Origin of the sequence: Agrobacterium burrii (assembly GCF_017313405.1) — a bacterium.
GTDB lineage: Bacteria > Pseudomonadota > Alphaproteobacteria > Rhizobiales > Rhizobiaceae > Agrobacterium > Agrobacterium burrii.
On record NZ_JAFLNA010000010.1, the window covers coordinates 248,152 to 265,022 of the forward strand.

17 protein-coding genes and 1 pseudogene are annotated in these 16,871 nt (G+C 59.2%); 10 read left to right on the plus strand and 8 right to left on the minus strand.

Features of this window, described 5'->3' with window-relative positions:
- Positions 1-225: 225 nt before the first annotated feature.
- The 4 genes from JZX89_RS19190 (at position 226) to ppa (ending at position 5,675) form a co-directional block, all read left to right on the plus strand.
- Positions 226-2,286 (plus strand): M3 family metallopeptidase, encoded by a 2,061-nt coding sequence (locus JZX89_RS19190; protein WP_207135036.1) that lies wholly within the window; start codon positions 226-228, stop codon positions 2,284-2,286.
- 150 nt (positions 2,287-2,436) lie between these two features.
- On the plus strand, positions 2,437-4,257 hold the full coding sequence (gene typA, locus JZX89_RS19195; protein ID WP_149900501.1) for a translational GTPase TypA: 1,821 nt from the start codon (positions 2,437-2,439) through the stop codon (positions 4,255-4,257).
- A gap of 216 nt (positions 4,258-4,473) precedes the next feature.
- Positions 4,474-4,980, plus strand: coding sequence for a GNAT family N-acetyltransferase (locus JZX89_RS19200; protein WP_149900502.1), 507 nt, complete (start codon positions 4,474-4,476; stop codon positions 4,978-4,980).
- 161 nt (positions 4,981-5,141) lie between these two features.
- On the plus strand, positions 5,142-5,675 hold the full coding sequence (ppa, locus tag JZX89_RS19205) for an inorganic diphosphatase (RefSeq protein ID WP_149900503.1): 534 nt from the start codon (positions 5,142-5,144) through the stop codon (positions 5,673-5,675).
- Between the two features lie 5 nt (positions 5,676-5,680).
- On the opposite strand, the gene JZX89_RS19210 is transcribed toward ppa, so the two are convergent.
- Positions 5,681-5,992, minus strand: coding sequence for a DUF167 domain-containing protein (locus JZX89_RS19210; protein WP_207135037.1), 312 nt, complete (start codon positions 5,990-5,992; stop codon positions 5,681-5,683).
- Positions 5,989-6,279 (minus strand): YggT family protein, encoded by a 291-nt coding sequence (locus JZX89_RS19215; RefSeq protein ID WP_003492418.1) that lies wholly within the window; start codon positions 6,277-6,279, stop codon positions 5,989-5,991. The genes JZX89_RS19210 and JZX89_RS19215 overlap by 4 nt, the downstream gene beginning before the upstream one ends.
- Before the next feature lie 137 nt (positions 6,280-6,416).
- Here JZX89_RS19215 and JZX89_RS19220 point away from each other — a divergent pair, with 137 nt between their 5' ends.
- Positions 6,417-7,649 (plus strand): MFS transporter, encoded by a 1,233-nt coding sequence (locus JZX89_RS19220; RefSeq protein ID WP_149900505.1) that lies wholly within the window; start codon positions 6,417-6,419, stop codon positions 7,647-7,649.
- 12 nt (positions 7,650-7,661) lie between these two features.
- On the opposite strand, the gene JZX89_RS19225 is transcribed toward JZX89_RS19220, so the two are convergent.
- The 6 genes from JZX89_RS19225 to hemC form a co-directional block, all read right to left on the minus strand.
- The gene (locus JZX89_RS19225; RefSeq protein WP_207135038.1) at positions 7,662-8,393 is read right to left on the minus strand and encodes a glutamine amidotransferase; all 732 of its coding nucleotides are present in this window, start codon (positions 8,391-8,393) and stop codon (positions 7,662-7,664) included.
- Complete coding sequence (locus JZX89_RS19230; protein ID WP_207135039.1) at positions 8,383-8,871, minus strand: tellurite resistance TerB family protein; 489 nt, start codon at positions 8,869-8,871, stop codon at positions 8,383-8,385. The genes JZX89_RS19225 and JZX89_RS19230 overlap by 11 nt, the downstream gene beginning before the upstream one ends.
- Before the next feature lie 14 nt (positions 8,872-8,885).
- Positions 8,886-10,502 (minus strand): heme biosynthesis protein HemY, encoded by a 1,617-nt coding sequence (locus JZX89_RS19235; RefSeq protein WP_207135040.1) that lies wholly within the window; start codon positions 10,500-10,502, stop codon positions 8,886-8,888.
- Positions 10,503-10,506: 4 nt separating this feature from the next.
- Positions 10,507-11,958 carry a COG4223 family protein gene (locus JZX89_RS19240; protein WP_207135041.1) on the minus strand — a complete coding sequence of 484 codons (1,452 nt, stop codon included), beginning with the start codon at positions 11,956-11,958 and terminating at the stop codon, positions 10,507-10,509.
- A gap of 74 nt (positions 11,959-12,032) precedes the next feature.
- A complete protein-coding gene (locus tag JZX89_RS19245) occupies positions 12,033-12,773 on the minus strand; it encodes a uroporphyrinogen-III synthase (protein WP_207135042.1) in 741 nt (246 codons plus the stop codon).
- A 4-nt stretch (positions 12,774-12,777) separates the two neighbouring features.
- Positions 12,778-13,707, minus strand: a complete 930-nt coding sequence (gene hemC / locus JZX89_RS19250) for a hydroxymethylbilane synthase (RefSeq protein ID WP_207135043.1) — start codon at positions 13,705-13,707, stop codon at positions 12,778-12,780.
- Positions 13,708-13,780: 73 nt separating this feature from the next.
- Between hemC and tsaD the strand changes: the two genes are divergently transcribed.
- From tsaD to JZX89_RS28645, 5 genes and pseudogenes are all read left to right on the plus strand, one after another.
- The gene (gene tsaD / locus JZX89_RS19255; protein WP_207135044.1) at positions 13,781-14,878 is read left to right on the plus strand and encodes a tRNA (adenosine(37)-N6)-threonylcarbamoyltransferase complex transferase subunit TsaD; all 1,098 of its coding nucleotides are present in this window, start codon (positions 13,781-13,783) and stop codon (positions 14,876-14,878) included.
- A complete protein-coding gene (locus JZX89_RS19260; protein ID WP_149900513.1) occupies positions 14,878-15,861 on the plus strand; it encodes an NAD(P)H-dependent glycerol-3-phosphate dehydrogenase in 984 nt (327 codons plus the stop codon). The genes tsaD and JZX89_RS19260 overlap by 1 nt, the downstream gene beginning before the upstream one ends.
- 87 nt (positions 15,862-15,948) lie before the next feature.
- Positions 15,949-16,242, plus strand: a complete 294-nt coding sequence (locus JZX89_RS19265) for a YciI-like protein (RefSeq protein WP_149900514.1) — start codon at positions 15,949-15,951, stop codon at positions 16,240-16,242.
- Between the two features lie 6 nt (positions 16,243-16,248).
- Positions 16,249-16,692 (plus strand): EVE domain-containing protein, encoded by a 444-nt coding sequence (locus JZX89_RS19270; RefSeq protein ID WP_003504993.1) that lies wholly within the window; start codon positions 16,249-16,251, stop codon positions 16,690-16,692.
- 7 nt (positions 16,693-16,699) lie between these two features.
- Positions 16,700-16,871, plus strand: a pseudogene (locus JZX89_RS28645) (methyltransferase); the annotation flags it as partial.

The following is a 16,871-nucleotide window of genomic DNA, read 5'->3' on the forward strand; positions in this document are numbered from 1 at the left end:
TTGTCCCTGAAAAGGAAATTATTAGAGGACCTTAAAGAATAAATCTCCATAATACATATCTCCATCATGGGATATTATTTCAACAAACCAGATCATGTCGCCGTGGCACCGGTCAATACTTTGCCGTGAAGACATCGGCGTATTCCACACCAAATTCCGGATATTGAATTGGCGGTGGGGGCGTGCCCATATGGCTTTAATCTAGAATTGTACAAGGAAGATGAAATGCCATCCAAGACCGCACTTTATCCTGCACTCGTTACCTGGAACGGTCACAACGGTCTGCCGAAATTCGATGCGGTGAAAGATGAGGATTTCGGCCCGGCCTTCGAAGCCGCCCTTCTGTCGCACGAGCAGGAAGTCAATGCGATTGCCGGCAATGCGCAGGCGCCGAGCTTCGAAAACACCGTGACCGCGCTCGAAATGGCGGGCGACGAGCTTTCGCGCATTTCAGCCCTGTTCTGGAACAAGGCGGGGGCGCATACCAATAGCGCCATTCAGGCATTGGAGCGGGAAATCGCACCGAAAATGTCGCGGCACTATTCGAAGATCGGCATGAATGAGGCCCTGTTCAAGCGCATCGATACATTGTGGGAAAAGCACGAGTCGCTTGCGCTGACGGGCGAGGAGAAGCGCGTTCTCGAGCGCCACTGGAAGGGTTTTGTGCGCTCCGGCGCAAAGTTGCCGAAGGACCGGCAGGAGCGGCTGGCGGCGATCAACGAGGAGCTTGCCGGTCTCGGTGCGAGCTTCGGGCAGAATGTGCTTGCGGATGAAAAGAGCTGGAAGCTGCTGCTTTCCACGGAAGACGAACTTGCCGGCATTCCCGGTTTTCTGCGCGATGCGATGGCGGGTGCTGCCCGCGAACATGGCGAAGACGGGAAATTCGCGGTTACCCTCTCCCGTTCGATCATCGAGCCTTTTCTAACCTTTTCCGAACGCCGTGATTTGCGCGAACAGGCCTTCAAGGCCTGGGTGGCGCGGGGTGAAAACGGCGGCGAGACCGACAATCGCAAGATTGTCCACCGCACGCTCGAACTGCGCGAGGAAAAGGCAAAGCTTCTTGGTTACGCGAATTTCGCCGCCTACAAGCTGGACGACACGATGGCGAAAACGTCGGATGCCGTGAACGGCCTTCTGGGCCAGGTCTGGGAAAAGGCGGTGCTGCGCGCCGGTGAAGAAGAGGCCGAGCTTGCCGCCATCATTGCCGAGGAAGGCAGGAATCACGAGGTTTTGCCGTGGGACTGGCGTCATTATGCCGAAAAGCTGCGGACGCGGAAATTCAGCTTTTCCGAGACTGAGTTGAAGCCCTATCTGCAACTGGAAAAGATCATCGAGGCCTGCTTCGATGTGGCCAACCGGCTCTTTTCCATTCGCGTCACCGAAGTAAAAGGCATCGCAGCCTACCACCCGGATGTGCGGGTTTTTGAAATCCGCGACGAAAAAGGCGATTTGAGAGCCATGTTCCTGGGCGATTATTTCGCCCGTCCTTCCAAGCGTTCCGGTGCGTGGATGAGTTCGTTCCAGTCGCAGCACAAGCTGCCCTTGAAGGACGGCACCGTCGGTGAGATACCGATCATCTACAATGTCTGCAATTTCGCAAAACCGGCTGAGGGAAAACCGGCACTGCTGTCGCTGGATGATGCGCGCACGCTGTTTCATGAATTTGGTCATGCGCTGCATGGCATGTTGTCCGATGTCACTTACCCATCTGTTTCCGGAACGGGTGTCTCGCGCGATTTCGTTGAGTTGCCGTCGCAGCTTTACGAACATTGGCTGACGGTGCCGGAAATCCTCGAAAAATACGCAGTTCATTATGAAACCGGCGCGCCAATGCCAAAGGCGTTGCTGGACAAGGTTCTGGCCGCGCAGACATTCAATGCCGGTTTCAGCACGGTGGAATTCACTTCTTCGGCCATCGTCGACATGGCGTTTCACACCCGCGACGGTGTCGGTGATCCAATGGCTGTGCAGGGTGAGGTGCTTTCCGCGCTCAACATGCCGAAGTCCATCGTCATGCGACATGCGACCCCGCATTTCCAGCATGTGTTCTCTGGCGACGGCTATTCCGCCGGCTATTATTCCTACATGTGGTCGGAAGTGCTGGATGCCGATGCGTTTTCCGCTTTCGAGGAAACCGGCAATGCCTTTGATGGTGAGATGGCGCGCCGGCTGAAGGACAATATCTATTCCGTCGGCGGTTCCGTGGATCCTGAAGAGGCCTATCTCGCCTTCCGTGGCAGGATGCCGAGCCCGGACGCCATGCTTTTGAAGCGCGGCCTTGTATAAGAGACTGTCATAATTCTCAGCTAGAACCTGAGCGCAGGGGGCTTATGACACAGGCCCCCCTTTCGCATTTGCAAAAAAAAGGTTATGAGCGCGCCAAACTAAATTGGCGTTTCTCATCATTGTAGCGCCCAACCTCAGAGATTTTGAACAATGGCACTTCGCAACATCGCGATCATCGCGCACGTTGACCATGGAAAAACGACGCTCGTGGACGAGCTTCTGAAGCAGTCCGGCTCGTTCCGCGACAACCAGCGCGTCGCCGAGCGTGTGATGGATAGCAACGACCTCGAAAAGGAACGTGGCATCACCATTCTCGCCAAGGCGACCTCGGTGGAGTGGAAGGGTGTTCGCATCAACATCGTCGACACCCCCGGCCACGCCGACTTCGGCGGTGAAGTCGAGCGTATCCTGTCGATGGTGGATGGCGCGATCGTTCTGGTCGATAGCTCCGAAGGCCCGATGCCGCAGACGAAGTTCGTGGTTTCCAAGGCGCTGAAGGTTGGTCTTCGTCCCATCGTCGCGATCAACAAGATCGACCGTCCGGATGGCCGTCATGAAGAAGTCATCAACGAAGTCTTCGACCTCTTCGCGAACCTCGACGCCACCGACGAGCAGCTCGACTTCCCAATCCTTTACGGTTCCGGTCGTGACGGCTGGATGAACGTCAATCCGGAAGGCCCGAAGGATCAGGGTCTTGCGCCGTTGCTCGATCTGGTTCTCGAACATGTTCCGGAGCCCAAGGTTGAAGAAGGTCCGTTCCGTCTGATCGGTACGATCCTCGAAGCCAACCCCTTCCTCGGCCGCATCATCACCGGCCGTATCGCTTCCGGTTCCATCAAACCGAACCAGGCTGTGAAGGTTCTGGGTCAGGATGGCAAGCTGATCGAAACTGGCCGTATTTCCAAGATCCTCGCATTCCGCGGTATCGAGCGCACTGCAATCGAAGAAGCCCATGCGGGCGACATCGTTGCCATCGCCGGCCTTTCCAAGGGCACCGTCGCCGACACGTTCTGCGATCCGTCCGTGACCGAAGCGATGACCGCGCAGCCGATCGATCCGCCGACCGTTACCATGTCCTTCATCGTCAACGACAGCCCGCTTGCCGGCACCGAAGGCGACAAGGTGACGAGCCGCGTTATCCGCGACCGTCTGTTCAAGGAAGCCGAAGGCAACGTCGCTCTGAAGATCGAAGAAGCCGAAGGCAAGGATTCGTTCTTCGTTTCCGGCCGTGGCGAATTGCAGCTGGCGGTTCTGATTGAAACCATGCGCCGCGAAGGCTTCGAGCTTGCCGTGTCGCGTCCGCGCGTTGTGATGCACAAGGATGAGAACGGCACCCTGCTGGAGCCGATTGAAGAAGTCGTGATCGACGTTGATGAAGAGCATTCCGGCGTCGTCGTTCAGAAGATGTCTGAGCGCAAGGCTGAAATGGCCGAGCTTCGTCCCTCCGGCGGCAATCGCGTTCGCCTGAAGTTCTACGCACCGACCCGTGGTCTGATCGGTTACCAGTCCGAACTGCTCACCGACACGCGCGGTACGGCGATCATGAACCGTCTGTTTCATGACTATCAGCCCTTCAAGGGCCAGATTGCCGGTCGTATCAACGGCGTTCTGCTGTCGAATGGTTCGGGCGAAGCCGTCGCTTACGCCATGTTCAACCTGGAAGATCGCGGCCCGATGATCATCGAGCCGGGTGAAAAGGTTTATGCAGGCATGATCATCGGCATTCACACGCGCGATAACGATCTCGAAGTGAACGTGCTGAAGGGCAAGCAGCTGACCAACATCCGCGCCGCCGGCAAGGATGAAGCCGTGAAGCTGACACCGCCGATCCGCATGACGCTTGATCGTGCTCTTTCCTGGATTCAGGAAGATGAGCTGATGGAAGTGACGCCGAAGTCCATCCGCCTGCGCAAGATGTTCCTCGACGCCAACGACCGCAAGCGTTTCGAAAAGGCCAAGCTTGCTGTCTGATTGCGGTTTGTCGTGACGAATTTGAAAAAACCCGGCTTCGAGCCGGGTTTTTTTATGCATTCGTTTTTATGTGTGCATGAGTCGAAAGGTGCTTGTGTGAAAGGTTAAGGATGCGTTAATTTTTCCTGGTCGTCCACATGAATAGGCTGTGGGTAAGCTTGCCGGCGTTAACCTTTATGACTGGTAAGTTTCCGTGGCCGGGGCCAGAATCGCGTTATGAAAACGTTATCCATCGATGTTCGCCGTGCCGAGCCGCATGATGCGCGCGCCATATCCGAAGCGCACCGTCTGTCGTGGAACCAAGCCTATGCCGGGCTCATCCCGCACCGGCCGTTGACGCAGATGCTGGAGCGCCGTGGCGAAATCTGGTGGAAGAAGGCGACCCGTGGGTCTGCCACCATGCTGGTGGTGGAGGTGGCCGGTGTGGTTGCGGGCTATGCGACGCTGGGCCTCAGTCGCGCACGCGGTTTGCCACATGACGGCGAGATCTACGAACTTTATCTGCGCCCGGAATATCAGGGCATCGGGCTCGGTTCGTTGCTGTTCACGGAAGCGCGCAGACTACTGACGTCACTTGGCTGCAACGGCATCGTTGTCTGGTGCCTTGAAGACAGCGATGTGGCCAATCGGTTTTTCCGCTCGCATGGCGGACGGGATATTGCCGAGGGCATGGAAGATTTTGGCGGCAAGTCACTGCGCAAGGTTGGTTTCGTCTGGAACTGATAAAAATTGCGGGTGGATTTTATGACCGTTTGCGCCCCGCATGCCCAATTGCGATACCCTCAAATCTTGCATTCTGCCTTATCCGCCCAAAGCCATGTTGCATTGCGGCGACTTTCCCAGTATCGAAAACCAAATCCAACCCGATGAATTGAGGGAAGCGAATGCGTATCGATGCAATTTCCATAGGCAAGAACCCGCCGGATGACGTGAATGTTATCGTTGAGGTGCCGGTCGGTGGCCATCCGATCAAGTACGAGATGGACAAGGACGCCGGTGCGCTGATCGTCGATCGCTTCCTCTACACGCCGATGACCTATCCGGGTAACTATGGCTTCGTGCCGCACACGCTGTCCGATGATGGCGACCCGATCGATGTTCTTATCTGCAACACCCGTCCGCTGGTTCCCGGCTGCGTAATCAATGTTCGCCCCATCGGCGTCATGATCATGGAAGATGACGGCGGCAAGGACGAGAAGATCCTCGCTGTGCCGGCTCCGAAGCTGACGCAACGTTACGACAAGGTTCACAACTACACCGACCTGCCGGAAATCACGCTGAAGCAGATCGAGCACTTCTTCGAGCACTACAAGGATCTGGAGCCCGGCAAGTGGGTGAAGATGGGCGGCTGGCAGGATGTCGACGTCGCCAAGAAGCTGATCGTCGAAGCCATCGAGCGCTACAAGGCGCAGGGCTGATAGGTCTAACCCGAAAGCTTATTAAAACGCTCTTCGAAATCCTCCGGGTCGGTGTCGATCCGGAGGATTTTTTTACGCGCTGTTTCGCCTGAAATGAAGGTGATGGAAGATTTGGGCAGCCTGAGTTTTTTCGCCAGCAAAACAATCAGGGCCTTGTTCGCCTTGCCGTCTTCCGGCACGGCGCTGACGCGGGCTTTCAGATAAGCGCGTCCGTCCGCATCCTGCTCCACGCCGTCAATCGCATCCCGCCCGCCGCTCAGCGTCAGGCGAACGGACAGGCGGACATGATCATCGTGTTTCTGCCAGAAGCCGCTCAAACGGTCATCGGATAAAGCGTGTTCCACATGAAGGAGCGGATGAAGAAGATGATCAGCAACAGGATGATCGGCGAAATATCGATGCCGCCGAGATTGGGCAGAATGCGGCGGATGGGGCGCAGGGCCGGTTCCGTGACATTGACCAGAAAGCTGCCGATGGCATTCACGAACTGGTTGCGGGAATTGATGACGTTGAAGGCGTAAAGCCAGGAAAAAATGGCGCTGGCGATCAGCACCCACGTATAGAGGTTCAAAGCCAGATCGATGGTCTGAAACAGGGCAAGCATCAATATCTCCGTATCTTGGTTGCAAGACATTTAGACATTCGCTGGTGAACCGGCAAGTGTTGCGCCAATAGGGCTGGCGATTCTTGTGATATCGCTCTATTGCAAACGTCTCATATTCTCTCGAGAGCACCCAGCCGATGTCCCTGCCTTCTGCCGAAAACCGTTTCGGTGCATTCCGGCATAGTTCCTATCGTCGCTTCTTCAGCGCCCGGTTTTTTTCAGCCTTCGCCATTCAGATCGTTAGCGTCTCAGTCGGCTGGCAGATGTATGAGGTGACCGGCAACGCCTTTTATCTCGGTCTGATCGGGCTTTTTCAGTTTCTGCCATCGCTGCTTCTGATCCTCGTGACCGGAACGGTCGCCGATAGACACAATCGCCGGCGCATCATGGCCATTTGCCTGGTGATCGCGGCTGGCTGCGCCGCCGCCCTGCTTGGCTTGACGCTGACGCACAGCTTTTCTCCCTGGCCAGTCTTCGCCATTCTTGTGGTGTTTGGCATAGAGCGGGCATTCATGGGGCCAGCAGTTCAATCACTGGCGCCCAATCTTGTGCCTGTCGAGGATTTGCCGAACGCCATCGCGTGGAATTCTTCTTCCTGGCAAATGGCATCCATTCTCGGTCCGGTTGCCGGCGGTCTGCTTTATGGTCTCGGCGCTTCCGTCGCCTATATCGTGGCGTTCGTGCTCTTCATCGTGTCCGCAACGCTGGCGGTGACGATCCACAAGCCGGAACAGCGCGGCCCGGCGAAAGCCATCAGCCTCGAAACGATGCTGGCCGGGTTCAAATTCATCTCGCAGGAAAAAATCGTCCTTGGGGCCATTTCGCTCGACCTCTTCGCGGTCCTGCTGGGCGGCGCCGTCGCCCTGATGCCGATTTTCGCCAAGGAAGTTCTGACGCTCGGGCCATGGGGTCTCGGTCTGCTGCGCGCCGCCCCAGGCATCGGCGCAATAACCGTCGCGGTCATTCTGGCCTTCAGGCCCATTCGCCACCATGCCGGCCTGTTGATGTTTATCGGTGTCGGCCTCTTCGGCGTTTCCACTGTCGTGTTCGGCCTTTCCGAAACCGCGTGGGTGTCGATTGCCGCACTGGTGGTCATGGGCGCATCGGACATGGTGTCGGTTTATGTGCGGGAAACCCTGATCGCGCTCTGGACGCCGGATGAGGTACGCGGGCGTGTGAATGCGGTGAACATGGTGTTTGTGGGTGCTTCGAACGAGCTGGGCGAATTCCGCGCCGGCACCATGGCGCATGTCGTGGGAGCGGTGCCTGCCGTCGTCATCGGCGGAGCAGGCACGCTTGCTGTCGCGGTCATCTGGGCGCTCGGTTTTTCGAAGCTGCGCAAGATCGACAATCTCGACGCACCGCACTGATGGCGATGGGTTTCAGCGCTGCGCCTTGCCTTCAAAAACCAGATCGAGGAAATTGCTGAGCCACGAGCGGAGCGGCGTGTCGAACAACATGCGGCCCTCAAGGTGCTGGCTGCCGACCTGCGCATTCGGCATGCCGAAACGCTGTGCGCCGCGCACCACCCAGCTGTGCATCATGGCGCGGGTGAGTTCGGCGTGAAACTGTAGGCCCCAAGCATTTTTTCCATACCGATAAGCCTGATTGGGATAGGTTTCGCCCGATGCCAGAAGCTCGGCTCCGCGCGGCAGTTCGAACCCTTCCTTGTGGAAATGATAAACCATCTTCGGCCAATGCGGCATCAAAAGCCGTCCATGTTCGGTAGCGTGAAGCGGATACCAGCCGATTTCCACCTTGCCTTCTCTATCGGCCTCAACCTTGCCGCCCAGATGTTTGGACAACATTTGCGCACCAAGACAGATGCCGAGAAACGGCTTGTTTTCCTTCAGCGGCACTTTCAGCCAGTCAATTTCGGCTTTGACATACTCATGTGGATCGTTGGCGCTCATCGGGCCGCCGAAAATGATGGCGCCGGCATGTTTTTCCAGCGTTTGCGGCAGGTCGTCGCCAAGCGCAGGCCGCCTTATATCCAGCCGATAGCCTTTTTCCACCAGCATCTGGCCAACGCGGCCGGGCGTGGAGCGCTCCTGATGCAGAACGACTAGCAGGGAAGGTTGTTTGCTCTGTTGCCTGGAGGGGTCAAACAGCATCGTCTTCGTTTTCGCTTTCTTCAGCCGGCCCGGACCGCGTGGCGGCCTGCTGACGTTGCAGAACCCTGTCGCGAACGGAAACGCCGAGCAGATCGGCGACTCGCCAGATCACATGGTCTTCCATTTCGCTTCGTTCGCCGTCAGCGTAAACAATATCCCATAATATTCCAATAAGCTCCACGCGCTGATCTTCATCGAGATGGCGGCGGATATCGGTGGTGAAGCGGTAATAATCGACGGCTTCCTTGCCGGCCTCCTGACCGGCGGTGAGAAGAGCATCGAGTTTACGGGCATCTAGATGGTAATAATCCTGCAGGATTCCACGCAGGCGGTCACGCTCGCTTTTCGAGACGGTGCCATCCGCTTCCATCACCTGAAAACAGAGGGCGGCGACTGCCACCCTCAAATCATCAGGGCTGAAATCATCCGCATGCGGACCGACGAGGTTTTGAATAAACGACTGAATCCGGTTGAGCATCGATATCCTGTTCGTCAGAAGAGTTTGAGCCGGGTCTTGGGTTCGGCTTCCGCGCCGGGTTTCTTGACGCCGGGGTCATCCGGCGCGCCGCCGAAGAAGGGCACGGCTTCCGCCTTTTCATCTGCTGCTTTGGTCTCAACCGGCGCTTCGATTATGACAGGCTTTTTCTCCTTCGGAACCGATACGGTCGGCGTGACCTCGATCGGTGCGGCGGGAACGGGTTTCGGCTCGGCACGAGGCTCGGGAGCAGCTTCGACAACGATTGTTTTAGCAACCGGCTCCGTCCTTGCGGGCGCTGCGGCAATCGCATTTTCGATTGTCAGGTCTTCGACGGGGCCTTCGAGCTGGCCAAATGGTGCTTTCCATTCGAAGGCATCGAGACGGCCCGTGACTGGCGAGACCGGCAGCCATTTTTCCGAAACGACGCCATCCGCCACCCAGGCGGGGTCACGAGGTGCGCGCAGAGCCTGCGACATCCAGTAGCGCACCCGGCCCTGATCGCCGGTTTCGGCCTCTTCGATATCGGCCATCAGCAGGAAGATGCTTTCGCGGGGCTCGATGCGGGCTGCGGCTTCGGCCTTGGCCCGCGCCTTGGCAAATTCCTTGGCGTCAAGCGCTGCCTGCGCCACGGCAAACAGGGATTCGATATTGTTTGGCTTCAGGCTCTCAAGCCGCTCGGCCCGTTTCAGCCGGTCGATGGCGGTATCGCCGCTGCGGGCGCGGACATAAAGTTCGGCGATCTGCGGGTGCGGATCAGTTTTCCAGACCGGCTCCAGAACCGTGGCGGCCTTGCGCAGATTGTCTTCGCGCAGATAGGATTTTGCTGCGATCAGCGCTGCCGGAACGAGGCTCTTTGCGAGCTTGAGGGCGTGTTTGGCGTCCTCGCGGGCGCCTATCGGATCGCTTTCCAGCTTTTCGCCGGCTTTGGCGGTGAGAAGCACGGCTTTCAGTCGCTCCGCCTCGCCGCGTTCGATGACGCTGGCCGCCTTTTGCTGGTCGAGCAGGCGGATCGCGTCATCCCATTGTCCATTACGACAACGGTTTTCCAGCGTTGCCTGCGCGGCCCAGGGTAGGTAAGGGGCTTTTTCCGCTGCGTCCTCGGCATATTGCTGGGCTGCTTCATAAGCGCCCTGCCGGCGGGCCTCGATATAAAGACCGCGAAGGCCGAGTTCGCGGGTTTCGGGATCGCGGGCCATCGCCTCGAACTTGCGGCGCGCCTCGTCATATTTGCCTTCGATGAGATCGGCCTGAGCATCCAGCAGATGGATCAGCGGCTCCTGATCGGCGCTGAGCAGCCCTTGCGTGCGGGCCGTCATCTTGCGGGCGAGAATGGCGTTGCCGGCGCCGGCGGCGATGAGGCCGGTGGAGAGCGCCTGATAACCGCGGTCACGCTTGCGGGCGCGGAAATACCGCCGGGCGGCATTGGGCGAAGTCCACACGGCGTTGATGATCCACCAGACCAGCATGACCGCAGCAACCAGCGCCGCGATGATGGAGGCGGCGACCATCAAGCTCATTTCGTACAGCTGGCCCTGCCAGACGATGGAAAGCACACCCGGCCTGTCGGCCAGCCAGGAGAAACCAAAACCGAGCGCCAGAACGATGAGGGCGAAAGTCAAAATTCTGGTCATGCCCTTACCCCTGCCTGCCGGTGCTGGTGATGGCGCGGTTCAACGTGCCGCCCACCAGATTTTCGACCTCGATGCGCGCATCCAGAGATCTCTTGTAATCGGCGGACGCCGTCCTGGCCGCCTCGGGAAGTCCGTTCCATTCCAGCGCCGCCCCTTGCAGATCGCCATTGTGCAGCTTGTTTTCCATGCGCGCGATCATGGCTTCGGGTGTCTCACCCTCGATATTTCCGACGGGACGCACCTTTACCAACGAAAAGGCGCTTTCGGTCAGGCGTTGCACAATGCCCTGATTGGGGTCGGGCTGATTGATGGCCGACAGTATCGCATTGGCGACATCAGGGAATTTCTGCATCAGTTCTGCGCGCGACGGCACGCCCGTCGCGGCAAAGGATTTCAGCGATGCAATGGCCGGATCATCGGGAGTGACTTTGGAAAGCGTATCGAGTTCCGTGAGGAAAGGACCGCCGCGATCGATCGCGGCCTTCAGCGCGGCCGAGGCGATGGCGCGGGCGACTTCGATATCGTCGCGCGGTTCGTTGATCTTGGTTTCCGCGTCAGTAAGGCGGCGCGTCAGTTCGGCCGTTGCCGAGGCCTGCGCGGATCGTTCCGACTGCAGGGCGGCTTCCAGCGCGGTGACTTTTTCCGCAAGCCCATCCACCTGCGGGGCCTCTCCTTTTGCGCCTTCGAGCGCTGCGATGCGCTGTTCCAGTGCCGAGGTATCTGCTGCCGGGGCATTGGCGAGTTGCTGCCGCACGCCGGTGATATCGGTTTTCAGTGCAGCGATCTCGTCGCTTCCGGCTCTTCCGGAATTGGAGGAGGGCAGGATACCGGCATATTGCATGCTGCCGGCGGCGGCGAGGGCGATAAGGCCGCCGACGATACCGGCTGCGATCAGGCCGGAGGTTGCCGCCTGTTTGCGCTCCGCCTGCTGTGGGGTGGACGGCTTGGCCGGTCCCGAAGACGAGGTTGCGGTCGAGGATTTGGCAGCAGAGGCATTGCCGGATGTGCTGGCGGAGGCTGTGGAGCCAAAGGCCGGTTTCGAAGCCGCAGCAGCAGTTGCGGCGGCGCTCGTCCCGGCAGTATCCGTCATCGGTTTTGTATCGACTTTGGGTGGAACAGGAGCCGGTGAGCCGGGCTCTTTCTGCTTGTCCTCCGGGCTTTCAGCCTTCGGCCCGGCGGCTGCGGAGTCCGCTTTGCCGACATTGGGTTCGGGCTCAATAGGGGTTTTCTTCGGTTGGTCCCAGACGGGGGACGGATTGCCGGTTGCTGCTGCTTCAGGCTTCGTTTCCGGGAGGCTGGGTTCTATCGTCGCAGCCGGCGTTTTGTCACCGGGCTCTTCGTCCGTCCTGGCAGCGTCCCCATCGGCGGAAATTGCTTTCACGTCTTTTGCGTCCAGGTCGATTGTGACCGGTTCGGCTTTGGACTTGGAGTGGCGTGGCGGCTTTCCCGATACCATGACAACCTCATTTTCTGCCTGTAGTATTCTAAACCTAGTCAGTGACGGCGGCAAAGGAAAGGGGCGAACGCCAATTAGGTTCCAGAGTCCTGGCACAGAAGTTCGAACATCGCCGCCTCACTCGGCTCTTCGGCTGCTATGGCCTTTGAGCGGAAAATTTCCGGAACCAGAGAAAGCACATTGCGGCTGATGCAGATGAATTGGACCGCTGCCAGAGCCGCCACATATTTTTCCGCCGACGCATGGCTAAAAAAGGCCCGTGCCGCTTCGGACGAATAGAGCAGGACTACATCGGCAGCGGTGTCGAGAAGGGCCGTTTCGAGCGTGTTTTCGGCGATGTCCGAGGGCAGCATCTCGTAACAGTCAACCGTTCTGAAGGGAATGCCCGCTGCGGCAAGGCCTTCCTCGAAGACGGAGCCACGTGGCCTGCCGGCGAGATAGAGCAGGGGTTGCCTTTCGGAAAGAAGAGCGCGGTGCTCCGTCACCAGCGCGGTCAGACCCAGGGCATCACCGGAGGCGGTGAATATCTGTTTGAAGCCAGTATTTTCCGCCGCTTGCGCTGTTGCTCCGCCGACGGCAAAAAGCGGTTTCGACAGATACGGGGCCAGTCGCTCTCCGAAGGTGTCCAGTGCCCGCACGGCTTCCGCGCTGGTTACCGCGATGGCAGCCAGTGGGGTGAACAGCGCCGAGATGGCGCGTTCGCCGTGATGGACAGGATGAAACAGCGGAAGAAGCACCGGCTCGTGGCCTAGCGCCTTAAGCTTTGCGGCCGTCCTTTCGCCCGAACGCTGCGGCCGGGTGACGACGATCCGCATCGGCTTAGCTCCAGCCTTCGAAGAAGGCGCTGCCCGCCTTTGCACGCACCTCTTCGCCGGCCTGTCGGCCGAGCTTTGCCGCATCCATCCGGTTGCCCGAGATTTCGATGCCGTGGCTCGTCTGGCCATCGGGAGTGAGGATCAGGCCGGAAAAATGCAGCTCCTCGCCGTCGCAGGTGGCATAGCCGGCAATCGGCGTGCGACAGGAGCCGTCAAGTGCGGCCAGAAAGGCGCGCTCACAGGTCACGGCGTCAAAAGTCGGCCTGTCATTTATGGGGGCAAGCAGCTCGTCCATGCGCGTATCGCCGATGCGGCTTTCCACACAGATCGCGCCTTGCGCCGGAGCAGGGGGGAATTCCTTTGGGTCGAGAATTTCCGTCGGGACATTCTCCTTGCCGAGCCGCTTCAGGCCGGCAAAGGCAAGAAGCGTGGCATCCGCCTGGCCTTCTTCGAGCTTGCGCAGGCGGGTATCGACCAAACCGCGAAAAACGATGACGCTCAGATCCGGCCGCAGGCGGCGGATCAGTGCCTGACGGCGCAGAGAGGCGGAGCCGACGACGGCACCCTGTGGCAGTTCCAGAAGCGTCGGCGCGGTGCGGCCGATGAACGCGTCACGCATGTCTTCACGCGGCAGGAAGGCGGAGAGATGCAGGCCCTCGGGCAAAATAGTCGGCATGTCCTTGGAGGAATGCACGGCAATATCGAGTTCGCCGGATAGAAGCTGGTTTTCCAGTTCCTCCGTGAACAGGCCTTTGCCGCCGATTTCCGACAGAGCGCGGTCGGTTATCCGATCACCCTTGGTGGATAGCACGACGATTTCGAACATGTCTTCCGGCAGGCCATGCGCCGACATCAGCCGGCTGCGGGTCTCGTAAGCCTGTGCGAGCGCCAGAGGGCTGCCGCGCGTGCCGATTCGGAAAGGTTTTGTTTGCATCCGCGTCTATCCATTGTTACCGGAGTTGTCTTAGACCAACTCAGCGCATGATCGCAATGAACGAACAGATTTGATGACCTCCTTTCTTCGTATCCTCGGCATAGAGACAAGCTGTGACGAAACCGCTGCATCCATTGTGGTTCGGCATGCGGACGGTCGTGGCGAGATCGTCTCCGACGTCGTTTTGTCGCAGCTTGAGGAACACAGCGCCTATGGCGGTGTGGTGCCGGAAATTGCCGCGCGCGCCCATGTCGAGGCGCTGGATACGCTGGTGGAAGAAGCGCTGGAGCAGGCGGGCGTCACCCTTGCCGATGTCGATGCCATTGCCGCCACATCCGGCCCCGGCCTCATCGGCGGCCTGCTGGTGGGGCTGATGACCGGCAAGGCGATTGCCATGGCTGCGGATAAGCCGCTCTACGCCATCAACCATCTGGAAGGTCATGCGCTGACGGCGCGGCTGACCGATGGTCTGTCTTTCCCCTATCTGATGCTGCTGGTCTCCGGCGGCCATACCCAGCTGGTGCTGGTGCGTGGCGTCGGCGATTATGAGCGCTGGGGCACCACCATCGATGACGCGCTTGGTGAAGCTTTCGACAAGACCGCGAAACTTTTAGGCCTGCCCTATCCCGGTGGCCCAGCGGTCGAGAAGGCGGCGGCGAAGGGTGACCCGAACCGTTTTCCCCTGCCGCGTCCGATGGTTGGCGAGGTCAGGCTCGATTTTTCCTTCTCCGGCCTGAAGACAGCGGTGCGGCAGGCCGCAACTGCCATTGCGCCGCTGTCAGAGCAGGATATTGCCGATATCTGCGCCTCCTTCCAGAAGGCGGTGTCACGTACTCTGAAAGACCGCATTGGCCGTGGCCTTGCCCGCTTCAAGCAAGAATTTCCACATATTGATGGAGAATCGGCTCTTGTGGTGGCCGGCGGCGTCGCCGCCAATCAGGAAATCCGTCAGACCCTGCAGACACTTTGCGATACCAACGGCTTCCGCTTCGTCGCGCCACCGCATCGGCTTTGCACCGATAATGCTGCGATGATCGCCTGGGCAGGGCTGGAGCGCATGGCGGAAGGCAAGGAGCCCGATCCGCTGGAGATACCGCCGCGCTCGCGCTGGCCGCTTGATGGCAGTGCGGAAACATTGGTCGGTTTCGGTAAAAGGGGAGCCAAGGCCTGATGCAGCGGGAGAAAATCGTCGTTATCGGCGCTGGCGCCTTCGGAACCGCGCTTGCGGTCGTCATCGCGCTGGAAAACCGGCACGACGTCACTCTGCTTGGCCGTGATGCATCCCTGATGGCCGATCTCAGGAGCGACCGTGTGCATGAAGCGACCCTGCCGGGCGTTGAACTGCCGGATGCGCTTGAATTTTCGGTCGAGCCGGATGTGCTGGCTGGCGCCAGTATCGTGTTGTTCGCCATGCCCTCGCAGGCTCACGCGGATGCGGCCCGTCATTACGGTCCTTATCTGGCTAATGACTCTATTATCGTCACCTGCGCCAAGGGTATCGACCGCAACTCCGGTCGCCTGCTCACGGAGCTTCTGGAAGCGGAACTGCCGCATCATCCGATTGCGGTCCTTTCCGGTCCGGGATTTGCAGCGGATATTGCGCGCGGCCTGCCCACCGCCATGGCGATTGCGGCGGAAGACGCAGCGGTTGCCGAGCGGCTGGCGACCACGATTTCCGGCAGAACCTTCCGGCTTTATGCCTCCACCGACCGTATTGGCGTGCAGCTTGGCGGGGCGCTGAAGAATGTTCTCGCCATTGCCGCGGGCATCGTCGAAGGCGCGGGTCTTGGCGATTCCGCCCGGGCGGCGTTGATTTCGCGCGGCCTTGCCGAGATGTCGCGTCTCATCGTCGCCATGGGGGGCAAGGCCGATACGGTACGCGGTCTTTCCGGTCTTGGTGATCTGGTGCTGACCGCCACCAGCCACCAGTCGCGCAACCTGCGTTTCGGCATCGCGCTTGGCCGGGGTGAAGGCAAGGACATGTCCGGCGGGTTGGTGGAGGGTGCTTTTGCGGCTGCCGTCGCGGCCCGGCTCGGAGAAAGTCATGCCGTCGACATGCCGGTTACCGAAGCGGTGGCTGCCATCATTGACGGCAATCTGGATGTGGCAAGCGCCATGCAACAATTAATGACACGGCCGATCACCACCGAATGAGGGTGGGGCCTTTGAATAGTTTTACGCATGTCCTGGTCCCGAAACCGCTGACACTTTTGGGAGACATGCTCTAGCGAGGAGACGAAAATGCTGTTTGCGTTTATCTGCAAGGACAAGCCCGGCCATCTGAACGTGCGCATGGAAACACGCCCGGCCCATCTGGAACATCTGAACAAGCTGAATGCCGAGGGCACGCTGAAGATCGCCGGCCCGTTTCTGGATGCCGAAGGCAAGCCGGATGGCAGCCTCGTCATCGTGGAAGCAGCCGATATCGATGCAGCCAAGGCGCTCGCCGATGCCGATCCCTATGCCAAGGCGGGCCTGTTCGAAAGCGTTGATGTGAAGCCCTATAACTGGGTCTTCAACAATCCGGGAGCTTGAGCGGGTATGGCGAATTACTGGCTTTATAAGTCCGAGCCGTTCAAATGGTCCTGGGAGATGCAGAAGGCCAAGGGCGAGGCGGGCGAAGAGTGGACCGGCGTGCGCAATTATCAGGCGCGCAACAATATGCGCGCCATGAAAATCGGCGACAAGGGTTTCTTCTATCACTCGAATGAAGGGCTGGATGTCGTCGGCATCGTTGAAGTCTGCGCGCTGTCGCATCCGGACTCGACTGCCGAAGGCGATCTGAAGTGGGACTGCGTTGATATCCGCGCTGTCTGCGATATGCCGCAGCCGGTTTCGCTAAAGGATGTGAAAGCCAACCCCAAGCTGGAGAAGATGTCGCTCGTCACCTCCATGCGGCTTTCCGTGCAGCCGGTGACGGAAGAGGAATATTTGGAGGTCTGCCGCATGGGTAACCTCGCCAATCCGCCGAAATCACCGGACTGAGCCTTCGGTGAAGACCGATCCCGAACGCTTCATTCTCGACAATGCTGCCATCATGCATCCGCCGCATGTGCCGGAATTGCGTCTACATCTCGCCACCGAAGCCCATGAGCTGTGGTTGAAGACGGAGGAGGAGCTGGAGGAGATCGGCCTGCCGCCGCCTTTTTGGGCCTTCGCTTGGG